The organism is Bradyrhizobium sp. ORS 86, assembly GCF_045571475.1.
Classification (GTDB): domain Bacteria; phylum Pseudomonadota; class Alphaproteobacteria; order Rhizobiales; family Xanthobacteraceae; genus Bradyrhizobium.
This window is the reverse complement of sequence record NZ_CP120699.1, coordinates 7,179,565-7,190,189: the sequence shown is the minus strand read 5'-3', so window position 1 is coordinate 7,190,189 and position 10,625 is coordinate 7,179,565. Positions and strand designations below refer to the sequence as shown.

The following is a 10,625-nucleotide window of genomic DNA, read 5'->3' as shown; positions in this document are numbered from 1 at the left end:
CCCGTCGCGGAACACCCCGTCCGCTGGTCTCAACGTCTGCGCTGGCAGGTCTCCCGGCTTGCGGAGCAGGGGGTTATCCCTTCGATCCCCGCCTTCCCGATTCCTTTGGGAATCAGTGGCTTTGGGCATCTCTCCGGTCACGGTCGCGGGGGCGGCTGCGCTTCGGGCCGACTTGAGCCCTATCGCATTCCCTCTTCGCCTGTCGTAGGACAGGCACCAACGCAGGGCTCACCATTCGTCCAAGCCCGGAACTTGTCAAGCCGAAGGAACGTCAGATGATGTCTGAACGAGACGCCGAGGACGAAGCCGGTGGCTCAGAGGCCGCGCTGGAAGCTCGCCATGCCGCCAAGATGGCCAAAAAGAAAGACGCTCGTGATCGAATCATGGCGACCAAGAGCGGTGAGAAAGGATTGATCATCGTTCATACCGGCGCGGGCAAGGGAAAATCGTCCTCCGCCTTCGGCATGATCGTCCGCTGCGTGGCGCACGGGTTTCCCTGCGCGGTGGTGCAGTTCATCAAGGGCGCTTGGGATACCGGTGAACGCCGCCTGCTGACCGGACACTTCGGCGACCTCTGTCAGTTCCACGCGATGGGCGAAGGTTTCACCTGGGAAACGCAGGATCGCGCCCGCGACATTGCCGCCGCCCAAGCCGGCTGGGAAAAAGCCAAGCAACTGATCTCCGATGCAAGCCTGCGCATGGTCGTGCTCGACGAGATCAACATCGCACTGCGTTATGACTATCTGGCGATCGCCGACGTCGTCGAATTTCTCAAGACGTCGAAGCCGCCGATGACGCATGTCGTACTCACCGGGCGTAACGCCAAGGACGAACTGATCGAGATCGCCGACCTCGTCACCGAGATGACGCTGGTGAAACATCCGTTCCGGTCCGGCATCAAGGCGCAGCCGGGCGTCGAGTTCTGACAGCGTAGCCGGACCACGCGATGGCGCGCACATTGATGATCCAGGGAGCGGGCTCGGACGTCGGCAAATCGCTGATCGTCGCGGGCCTGGCGCGCGCGGCGAAGCGGCGCGACCTCCGCGTATTGCCGTTCAAGCCGCAGAACATGTCGAACAATGCAGCCGTCACCGTCGACGGGGGCGAGATCGGACGCGCGCAGGCGCTGCAGGCGCTCGCCGCCGGCGTCGAGCCGCACACCGACATGAACCCGGTGCTGCTGAAGCCGGAGACCGATGTCGGCGCGCAGATCATCGTGCAGGGCAAGCGCGTCGCAACCGCGCGTGCCCGGGAATATGCCGCCATGAAGCTCTCGCTGATGAGCGCAGTACTGGAGAGTTTCGAGCGGCTGAAGCATCGCGCCGATCTCGTGCTTGTCGAAGGCGCCGGCAGCCCCGCCGAAGTCAATCTGCGCAAGGCCGACATCGCCAATATGGGCTTTGCGCGCAAGGCCGGTGTCCCGGTGGTGCTGGTCGGCGATATCGACCGCGGCGGCGTGATTGCGCAACTCGTCGGTATCAAGACGGTGATCGATCCCGAGGACGCCGCAATGATCCGTGGCTTCATCATCAACAAGTTTCGTGGCGATCCGACCCTGTTCGATGACGGCTACCGGCTGATCGAAGCCCGCACGTCGTGGCGCGGGTTCGGCGTGCTGCCCTGGTTCATCCGTGCCGGCGAGCTTCCGGCAGAAGATGCGCTCGGGCTCGGCGACGCGCGCAAGCCCGGCCAATGCAAGATCGCGTTTCTTGCGCTGTCGCGCATCGCCAATTTCGACGATCTCGATCCGCTCAAGCTCGAGCCGGGCGTCGACCTCGTGATGGTGCGTCCCGGCGACGCCATTCCGGGCGATGCCAGGCTCGTCATCGTGCCGGGCTCGAAATCGACGCGCGGCGACCTTGCCTTTCTGCGCGCGCAGGGCTGGGACATCGATCTTCTGGCGCATCATCGTCGCGGCGGCCATGTGCTTGGTCTGTGCGGCGGATATCAGATGCTCGGACAGAGCGTGGCCGATCCGATCGGGATCGAAGGCCCCCCCGGTGAGACGCGCGGCCTCGGACTTCTTGATGTTGCGACCGTCATGACCGAGCAGAAAACGCTGACGCGGGTCAGCGCCGTCCATGCCGCGACCGATCAATCGATCAGCGCCTACGAGATCCACATCGGGCGGACCGACGGCCCGGACCGGGCCCGGCCCTTCGCGTTTGTTGTGGGTGCGCCGGAAGGTGCCGTGTCCGGCGACGGGCGCGTTCACGGCAGCTATCTGCACGGGCTGTTCGCATCAGACGATTTCCGCAAGGCCTTCCTCGCGCAACTCGACGTTCCCGCCGCGGACCAGGCGTACGGCGCCAGGGTCGATGACGCGCTCGATGCGCTTGCCGATCACATCGAGGCGCATCTCGACGTCGATGGGCTGCTTGCGCTGGCGCGATGAATCATCGGCGCGACAATAGAGCGGCAAGGCGGGACCATTCCGCTTCGCTCCCGGGCAGGCCGAGGCGCAGCCATCCTGGGCGTTGTGCGAAGACGCGTGACCAGATTTGCCCACGTGCCAGCTTCTCTTGTGCGGCGAGGGCGTCGCCGGTCTCATAGAGGCGGAACAATGGCGTGCCGCCGACCAGTGTCCATGCTTGCGACTGCACCGCCGCATCGAGCCTGAGGCAATCGCTGGCCAGCCGCGCCGACGTGGCCATTTTCCAGGCATCGTCGCGCAATGCGCGCCGCCCGATCGCAATCGCAGCAGCCGACACCGGCCACGGGCCTGCCATCGCCGCAAGCGCTGCGATCTCCCGCTCGCTGCCGATCGCGAAGCCGAGCCGCAGGCCGGCGAGCCCGTAGAATTTACCGAACGAACGCAGGATGAGGAGACCATCTTGCCCGGCCTGTGATGCAAGCGACAGGTCCGGAACGGTGTCGGCGAAGCTCTCGTCGATCACGAGCCGGCCGACACGCGGCCGCAGCGCCAGCAACTCGCTCCGATCGTGACGTGTTCCATCGGGATTGTTGGGATTGACCACCACGGCGAGATCGGCGCCCGCGAGGGCTTCGAGATCGGACACTTCGGTCGCGTCCCAGCCGGCGGTCGAAAGAACTGCGGCGTACTCATTATAGGTCGGCGCAAGGATATGCGCGCGGCCGCGAGGCGACAGATGCGGCAGCAACTGGATGGCCGCTTGTGCGCCACCGAGCGCCACGATCGGCGCATCGGTGGCGTAGGCATGCCGCGCCGCATCATGGAGCGATTCGATGTCGGTTCGCGACGGCAACGCATTCCACAGTCTCGGCTCCACGTCGACCGACGGATAGGGCAGCCGGTTGATCCCGGTCGACAGGTCGATCCAGTCTTCCGGCCGGCCGCCGAAGCGCCGCTGGGCAACGTCGAGATTTCCTCCATGCTCAGGCATTGAGCCACTCCTTCACGCGAAGCCCAGGATCGCGAGCACCCCGGCCAACAACATCATGGCGCGCCGAAAGAGTGTCAGTCCCCGGCGGATATCGGCGGCGACGGGATCGTGCGCTGCCTCGTTCAACCAAGGCTCCTTCGCAACGCTGCCGTGGTAGATGCGCGGACCGCTCAGCCGCACGCCGAGCGCGCCGGCCATCGCGGCTTCCGGCCAGCCTGCGTTCGGCGAGCGATGGCGGCTCGCGTCCCGCAGCATGCATGACCACGCCTGCGCCCGATGCGACGCAAGCAGTACGAACAGCAGGCCGGTGAGGCGCGCCGGGATCAGATTGGCAAGGTCGTCGATGCGGGCGGAGGCCCAGCCAAACGCCTCGTGCCGCGCGGTGCGGTGGCCGATCATGGAATCCAGCGTGTTGATCGCCTTGTAGCCGACAATGCCGGGCAGTCCGAACAGTGCGCCCCAGAACACCGGCGCGACGATGCCGTCGGACGCATTCTCGGCCAGGCTCTCGATGGTCGCGCGGGCAGTGCCGGCATCATCGAGCGTGGCGGGATCGCGCCCGACAATGCGCGAAACCGCCGCGCGTGCGCCCGTGATATCGCCGGCCTCCAGCGGATTTGCGACCGCGGCGACATGGTCATGGAGTGAACGCAAGGCAACCAGCGGCCATGCCAGAATTCCGACCAGCACAACGCGAATCCAGCTTGCGGGGAGCACGATCTGAACAGCCCAGGCGAGCGATGCTGCCAGCGCAATCACCAGAGTTGCCGCTGCGATGCCGGCTGCGCGACGCAGCGCAGGCGAAGCAGACGTCCGGTTCCAGCCGCTATCGACGGCGGTGATCAGCCGGCCAAGCCAGGTCACGGGATGGCCGACGCGCGCGAACAGCCAATCCGGCCAGCCGATCAGGGCATCGACCGCCATTGCCACCACCATCGCTCCCGCAAAGCTCACGCACGTCTCCCGCCTCGATCTCTCCTGATGCGCAAGACCCCGCGCGAGCGCAAGCCCTCCCGCGATCGATTTCGGCTTTGTCTTTCGCAGCGTTTGGTGATTAGTGCTGGCGCGACAGGAGATCACGATGGCCGTCATTCTGATAACGGGCGGAGCCCGATCGGGAAAGAGCCGGCGCGCCGAATCTCGCGCGCTCTCGTTTCCGGGACAGCCCATATATATTGCGACGGCCGAAGCGCTCGATGCGGAGATGGTGGAGCGCATCGCGCGCCACCGCGCGCGGCGAGGCCGCGACTGGATCGAACGGGAGGTGCCGCTCGATCTCGTCGCGGCCTTGGCCGAGACCGACGGTGGCGGAGCAAGGCTGGTCGACTGCCTCACGCTGTGGCTGTCAAACCTGCTTCATGCCGAGCGCGACTGGTCGCAGGACGTTGCGTATCTTGCCGAGGCGCTGCCTCGGCAGCACAGCCCGGTGATCATGGTGACCAACGAAGTCGGCCTCGGCATCGTGCCCGACAATGCGCTGGCGCGCGCGTTTCGTGACGCCGCCGGCCTCATGAACCAGACCATTGCCGGCGTGGCAAACGAGGTGGAATTTGTGGTGGCAGGCCTGCCGATGAAGGTTAAATAAAGATTGGATGATGAGTCTGATGGTCTCATTCGACGATACGTTTCGCCGGCAACTGCACGAATTGTTCGTGTGGCGCCGCGACGTGCGGCGCTTTCGACGCGATCCGCTGCCGGATGGCGCCTTGGAGCGGCTGATCGAGACGGCCTGCCTGTCGCCGTCGGTCGGGCTGAGCCAACCGTGGCGGTTCGTTATCGTCGAGGACACGGCGAGGCGCAGCGCGGTGATCGAGGACTTCAAGGCTTGCAATGCCGATGCCCTGCAGTCCTATTCGGGTGAGCGCGCGGCGAAGTATGCCGCCCTCAAGCTTTCGGGGCTCGAGGAGGCGCCGGGCCATCTGGCCGTGTTCGCGGACAAGACGAGCAGCATCGGTGCGGGCCTGGGGCGCGCGACGATGCCCGAAACCACAGAATATTCCGTCGTCGCCGCGATCTGCTCGATGTGGCTTGCCGCACGTGCAGAGGGCATTGGGCTCGGCTGGGTGTCGATCCTCGATCCGATCCGCGTTCACGGTGTTCTCGACGTACCCGAGAGTTGGAAGTTCATCGGCTATCTCTGCATCGGCTACCCCGAGACCGAGTGTGACCGCCCGGAGCTCGAGCAGGCCAGATGGGAATCGCGACGAAGTTCGGACGAGTTCACGGTGCGACGCTGATGGTTCGCGTGCCGCACTTTGGCGGTTCGTCGCGAAAGCCACTATGGGAATACTCTGGTTTGCAGTGCTCGCGGGCGAATCGTTGACAATTGTTTCCAGATAAAACTATGTTGATGGCGACGGTTCTCCTTCGGGAGATCAAAAGGGAATGCGGTGCGGGCGTCGGCCCAAGGCCGTAGCTGTCCCCGCAACTGTAAACGGCGAGCCTTTCGTCAACGTGCCACTGGGCCAGGCAGCCCGGGAAGGCGTCGACAGGCGATAACCCGTGAGCCAGGAGACCTGCCGTCAGTCGTGGTCACACGCGAGCACATCGGGCGGGGGCGTCCTGATGGGGATCGGCGCATTGCTTTTCGGCGTGCGGTGTCCGCGTTCGCGGTGACGTGCCACGTTAACCGCGAGTTCTTTCATGTTCTCATCTTGCTCCATCGCGCTTGGACGGCGCCTTGGTCTCGCTTGCTCATTGTCATCGCTGCTGCTGCCGGCCGACGCCTTGGCGCAAGCTGCTCCATCCACCAGGCTGGATCCGATCCAGGTCTCGCCTCCCGAGGCCGCAAAGCCGAAGCGTCCCGCGCGCAACAACGCGGCTGCCGCTATTCGGTCGCAGGCGAGGCCGGCGACAAACCTGGCAGCCCAGAGCGCGGCGCAGCCCGCCGGGTCGTCCGCACCGACATCACCGACGCTCAATGCCACCAAGCCGGAAGGAACCGGCAGCCGCCTCAACCTGACGCCGCTGCAAACGCCGGCCAGCGTCGAGGTCATCTCGTCGGGGACCATCGCTGAACGCGGTCAGCACAATGTGATCGACGCCGTCACCCAGGACGCGGCCGGGGTCGTCGCAACGCCCGCTCCTGGTAATGGCGGCCTGTCGTTCAGTACCCGTGGCTTCGCCGGCAGCAACTCGGTGATGACGCTGTATGACGGCACGCGCTTCTATGTCGGCTCTGGAACCCTGACCTTCCCATACGACACCTGGTCGACGCAGCGCATCGAGGTACTGCGCGGCCCGGCCTCGGTCTTGTACGGCGAAGGCGCGATCGGCGGCGTCATCAACGTGATCTCGAAAAAGCCGCTCGCCACGCCTTACAACGACGCCGAGGTCTCGCTTGATAGCAACATGACGCGACGGCTCGCGCTCGACAGCGCCGGGCCGATCAATCCCAATGTGTCGTACCGCGTGAATGCCACCGGCAACGTGTCGGATGGCTGGGTCGATCGCGACAAGACATCGAATGTGGTGGTCTCCGCGGCAGTGCGGGTGCAGGCGTCCGACAATCTCGCCTTCACGCTTTCCGAAGACTATGGCGACCGCAGCCCGTCGCGCTATTTCGGCACGCCTGTCGTCAACGGCGGAATCCTCGATGCGCTGCGCTTCAAGAACTACAACGCATCGGACAGCACGATTCGCTATCGGGACAACTGGACCCAATTCAAGACCGAATGGGATGTCGCCGACGGAATCAAGGTCAACAATACGCTCTATTATCTGACCAGCGAGCGGCATTGGCGCGACGTCGAGAACTACACCTGGAATCCGGCGACCCAGCAGATCGATCGCTCCAGCTATATCGAGATCTTCCACGACCAGAAGCAGTTCGGCAACCGGATGGATACGACCCTCAGCGGTCATATCTTCGGTCTTGCGAACCAGTTCGTGGTCGGGTTCGACGTCAATCGGATCGACTTCACCCACATCAACAATTCGCCCTACGCCGGCGCATCGTCGGTCGATCCTTACGTCTTTGATCCCGGGTCATTCATCGCGACGACGTCTCCAACCGCACCGGGCTTCAATGCAATCGTCAACCAATACGCGCTGTTTGCCGAGGACCGGCTTTCGCTGACCGACCAACTGTCGTTCGTCACCGGTGTCAGGTACGACCGCCCCGAGGTCGATCGCACCGACTACCGGGTGCCGTCGAACAGCTTTGACGTCAGCCTGTCGGGCACGAGCTGGCGCGCCGGCCTCGTATACGAGCCGATCAAGCACCTCGCCTTCTACGGCCAATATGCAGTCGGCGTCGATCCGGTCACCAATCTCATCTCGCTGCCGACCACGCAAAAGACCTTCCAGCTCGCTACCGGCAAGCAGGCCGAGATCGGGGTCAAGCAGTCATTCTGGGGCGGTCGCGGCGAGTGGACTCTGGCGGCCTATGAGATCGTCAAGACCGGCCTGACCATTCCCGACCCAAGCAATCCCACCGGCGGCCTGGCGCTGCAGATCGGCCAGCAATCATCCCGCGGACTCGAGGGATCGATCGGGCTTGCGCTGAACGACGGCTGGCGCATCGATGCCAATTTTGCAGTGCTGCGCGCGAGGTATGACAACAACAGCCAGGTGGTCGGCGGCAAGATCGTCAGCTATGACGGCAATGTCCCGGTCAACGTTCCGCAGCAGGTCTCCAACGTCTGGCTGACCTGGGACTTCGCGCCCAACTGGTCAGTTTATGGCGGGGTGCAGATCGTCGGCCAGATGTATTCCGATCTTGCCAACACCCAGTTGCGGCCGGGCTACAACGTGGTCAACGGCGGTGTCAGGTGGAAGCCGGACGACCGCACCACGGTCGCGTTCCGCGTCTACAATCTGTTCGACAAGGTTTACGCGGTGACCTCGAACGGTACGGGGCAGTGGCTGCTGGGCATGCCGCGCACGGCGGAACTGTCCCTCAACGTGAAGTTCTGACGATGCGCAGCGCACTGATCCGGCGAGGACGGCGATCGCTCTACATCATGCATCGCTGGATCGGTATCGCGACCTGCCTGCTGTTCGCGATGTGGTTCATCTCCGGCCTCGTCATGATGTACGTGGCGTTTCCGCGCCTCACTGATGGGGAGCGCCTTGCGGCGCTTCCCGTCATTGCCTGGAACAAGGTGCAGATTGCGCCGGATCGCGCGATGGCCATCGCGCGCATGGAGCACTATCCGCGCGATCTCCGCCTCTTGATGATGAATGACACGCCGGTCTATCGGGTGACCGGGTGGTGGGGAGAGCGCCCCGTCGCCATTTCCGCAAGCGATGGCAGCGTCATCGACGAGATCACGGCGGACCAGGCTCTTGCGATTGCCACCCATCATCCTCATGCGGTACAGCCGCGTTTGCTCGAGCCCGTGACGCGCGATCAATGGTCGGTCACCGCGCGCTTCGACCCCTTGCGGCCGTTCTATCTGATTGCGCTCGGCGATCGCGACGGCACGGAGCTCTACGTTTCGTCCCGCACCGGCGAGATCGCGCTCGACACGACGCGGCAAGAGCGCATCTGGAACTGGCTCGGCTCGATCCCGCACTGGATCTATCCGACGGTCCTGCGTAAGGACGGCCCGCTGTGGCGGCAGGTCGTGTTGTGGACATCAGGCATATGCCTCGTGGTGGCGATCACCGGCTTCTGGATCGGCATTCTCCGGCTGCGGCTGACGCGCCGTTACGCGGATGGCGCGATCTCGGCGTATCGCGGCTGGATGGCCTGGCATCACGTCGCCGGCCTGATCGGCGGCCTCTTCGTGGTCACCTGGATGCTCAGCGGCTGGCTATCGCTCAATCCCGGCGAGGCGTTCTCCGCTCGCGGCATCACCAGGGACATCGCGGTCAGGTACAGCGGCCACGACGCGCCCACTGTCGCCGCAAGCTTCCAATCGACGTCATCGACGGCGGCCGTGGAGGCGAAATTCGTCTGGATCGGCGGGCGGCCGTTGATGGTGATGGAGGACAATCAGGGCCGTCGGAGCCTCGCAGAGCCAGCTACCGGCGCGCCGGTAGCATTATCGCAGGATCGGATCGTCGACGCGGTCCGTCGCGTTGTCCCCGACGCGACGATGGCGTTCTCGCGCCAGATCGATGTATCAGACGCCTACTGGTACTCGCTGCACCATGAGCGTGAGCTTCCCGTGTTGCGGGTCGGCTTCGCCGATCCCGTCCACACATGGCTGCATATTTCTCCTGTTACCGCGGAAATTCTCGATCGCAGCGACGACGGACGCCGCACCTATCGCTGGCTCTTCAACGCGCTGCACAGCTTCGATTTTCCGCCCCTGCTGCGTTACGTCCCATCGCGCGCCATCGTGGTCTGGCTGCTGTCGGTCGTCGGCACGATCGTGTCGATCAGCGGCGTTGTGATCGGCTGGCGGCGGCTGTGGCGCAAACCGGCCCACGCAGGCAGGCTGAGCCGGTTGTAAGGCATGTGACCTCGCGGAGTTGCGCGGTCATCGGACGCGCGAAGATGTTCCGCGAAGTCATTCGATCCCGGTACGTAAGAGCGCTCGGGCAATATCGAGCTCGCTGATCGCTTCGCGCAGGAATCTGCGCGCCGCAGGCTTGTCGCCATTTGCACAAGCCACGCATAGCTCCCTCAGATAGCCGTTCGCCACTTCTGCATGCAGGACAAGGTCTGCGGCCTCTTCAAAGCTCTGCTTGCGTTTTGTTTTCATAACCCCACTCCAATGCACCAGGCCGGTTGGCAATGCTGAGCCGGCGGATGAGTTGCGGGGTAGGCGGCTGGATGGGTTCATCAGCGGCTGTATGTTCCGACCAGATCAGCTTCAGCGAGCCTGTGCTTTTCGGCGGCTTTCCAGATGTCCTCGACGGACATTTTGGGGGCCCGTGACAACGCGTCAACGTCCAGCGCCGCAAGCTTGAAATGGTAGTGATGTGTTCCATGTCCCTTGGGCGGCGCGGGGCCACAGTAACGCGGTTCGCCGAAATCGTTGACGCCCTTACCCAGTTTCTCTGTTTTCGCGCCGCGGCCAACGCCCTCGGGCAACATCGCTCGCTCGCCCATAATATTGTACAATCCCCAATGGCGGAACGTCCCGGATGGCGCATCGGGATCCTCGACAATCAGCACAAAGCTTTTGGTTTCCGCCGGCGCGTCGGACCACTCCAGAGGCGGAGAGACGTTTTCGCCATCCGCAGTATATTTCGCCGGAATCTGACCGCCGTCAGGGAACGCAGGACTTGTCAAGCTGAACGTCATGATCGTCTCCTTCTCCAGTGGTCAATGGGATTGCCGTCGCCCTCGGCTTTGCTGCCGCT

10 protein-coding genes and 2 riboswitches are annotated in these 10,625 nt (G+C 64.1%); of the genes, 6 read left to right on the top strand and 4 right to left on the bottom strand.

Going from position 1 to position 10,625, the window contains the following annotated elements:
• Nucleotides 1-25: 25 nt before the first annotated feature.
• Nucleotides 26-236: riboswitch (cobalamin riboswitch) on the bottom strand.
• 42 nt (nt 237-278) lie between these two features.
• Together cobO and P6U25_RS33245 are read left to right on the top strand one after the other, a co-directional pair.
• Complete coding sequence (gene cobO, locus P6U25_RS33250) at nt 279-926, top strand: cob(I)yrinic acid a,c-diamide adenosyltransferase (RefSeq protein ID WP_407148954.1); 648 nt, start codon at nt 279-281, stop codon at nt 924-926.
• A 20-nt stretch (nt 927-946) separates the two neighbouring features.
• Nucleotides 947-2,395, top strand: coding sequence for a cobyric acid synthase (locus tag P6U25_RS33245; RefSeq protein WP_407148953.1), 1,449 nt, complete (start codon nt 947-949; stop codon nt 2,393-2,395).
• 1 nt (nt 2,396) lies between these two features.
• Here P6U25_RS33245 and cobD read toward each other — a convergent pair whose 3' ends face one another.
• Entirely contained in the window at nt 2,397-3,365 is a 969-nt protein-coding gene (gene cobD, locus P6U25_RS33240; RefSeq protein WP_407148952.1) for a threonine-phosphate decarboxylase CobD, read from the bottom strand.
• Nucleotides 3,366-3,377: 12 nt separating this feature from the next.
• Nucleotides 3,378-4,319: an adenosylcobinamide-phosphate synthase CbiB gene (gene cbiB, locus P6U25_RS33235; protein WP_407148951.1), complete on the bottom strand. Its 942-nt coding sequence runs from the start codon at nt 4,317-4,319 to the stop codon at nt 3,378-3,380.
• Between the two features lie 127 nt (nt 4,320-4,446).
• Here cbiB and cobU point away from each other — a divergent pair, with 127 nt between their 5' ends.
• The 4 genes from cobU to P6U25_RS33215 all read left to right on the top strand — a co-directional run bounded on the left by cobU (nt 4,447) and on the right by P6U25_RS33215 (nt 9,769).
• Nucleotides 4,447-4,950 (top strand): bifunctional adenosylcobinamide kinase/adenosylcobinamide-phosphate guanylyltransferase, encoded by a 504-nt coding sequence (gene cobU, locus P6U25_RS33230; protein ID WP_407148949.1) that lies wholly within the window; start codon nt 4,447-4,449, stop codon nt 4,948-4,950.
• Nucleotides 4,951-4,969: 19 nt separating this feature from the next.
• Complete coding sequence (gene bluB, locus P6U25_RS33225; protein ID WP_407148948.1) at nt 4,970-5,602, top strand: 5,6-dimethylbenzimidazole synthase; 633 nt, start codon at nt 4,970-4,972, stop codon at nt 5,600-5,602.
• 103 nt (nt 5,603-5,705) lie between these two features.
• Nucleotides 5,706-5,904: riboswitch (cobalamin riboswitch) on the top strand.
• Nucleotides 5,905-6,008: 104 nt separating this feature from the next.
• Nucleotides 6,009-8,282, top strand: a complete 2,274-nt coding sequence (locus P6U25_RS33220; RefSeq protein ID WP_407148947.1) for a TonB-dependent receptor — start codon at nt 6,009-6,011, stop codon at nt 8,280-8,282.
• A gap of 2 nt (nt 8,283-8,284) precedes the next feature.
• Nucleotides 8,285-9,769, top strand: coding sequence for a PepSY domain-containing protein (locus tag P6U25_RS33215; RefSeq protein WP_407148946.1), 1,485 nt, complete (start codon nt 8,285-8,287; stop codon nt 9,767-9,769).
• A gap of 57 nt (nt 9,770-9,826) precedes the next feature.
• On the opposite strand, the gene P6U25_RS33210 is transcribed toward P6U25_RS33215, so the two are convergent.
• Together P6U25_RS33210 and P6U25_RS33205 are read right to left on the bottom strand one after the other, a co-directional pair.
• Complete coding sequence (locus P6U25_RS33210; protein WP_407148945.1) at nt 9,827-10,021, bottom strand: hypothetical protein; 195 nt, start codon at nt 10,019-10,021, stop codon at nt 9,827-9,829.
• 80 nt (nt 10,022-10,101) lie between these two features.
• On the bottom strand, nt 10,102-10,566 hold the full coding sequence (locus P6U25_RS33205) for a YbhB/YbcL family Raf kinase inhibitor-like protein (protein ID WP_407148944.1): 465 nt from the start codon (nt 10,564-10,566) through the stop codon (nt 10,102-10,104).
• Between the last annotated feature and the right edge of the window lie 59 nt (nt 10,567-10,625).

Excerpts from the sequence above, each read along its gene's own strand:
- cobU (WP_407148949.1), top strand. The coding sequence starts at position 4,447 with ATGGCCGTCATTCTGATAACGGGCGGAGCCCGATCGGGAAAGAGCCGG.
- P6U25_RS33220 (WP_407148947.1), top strand. The coding sequence starts at position 6,009 with ATGTTCTCATCTTGCTCCATCGCGCTTGGACGGCGCCTTGGTCTCGCT.
- cobD (WP_407148952.1), bottom strand. The coding sequence starts at position 3,365 with ATGCCTGAGCATGGAGGAAATCTCGACGTTGCCCAGCGGCGCTTCGGC.
- cobO (WP_407148954.1), top strand. The coding sequence starts at position 279 with ATGTCTGAACGAGACGCCGAGGACGAAGCCGGTGGCTCAGAGGCCGCG.
- P6U25_RS33215 (WP_407148946.1), top strand. The coding sequence starts at position 8,285 with ATGCGCAGCGCACTGATCCGGCGAGGACGGCGATCGCTCTACATCATG.
- P6U25_RS33210 (WP_407148945.1), bottom strand. The coding sequence starts at position 10,021 with ATGAAAACAAAACGCAAGCAGAGCTTTGAAGAGGCCGCAGACCTTGTC.
- bluB (WP_407148948.1), top strand. The coding sequence starts at position 4,970 with ATGGTCTCATTCGACGATACGTTTCGCCGGCAACTGCACGAATTGTTC.
- P6U25_RS33245 (WP_407148953.1), top strand. The coding sequence starts at position 947 with ATGGCGCGCACATTGATGATCCAGGGAGCGGGCTCGGACGTCGGCAAA.
- P6U25_RS33205 (WP_407148944.1), bottom strand. The coding sequence starts at position 10,566 with ATGACGTTCAGCTTGACAAGTCCTGCGTTCCCTGACGGCGGTCAGATT.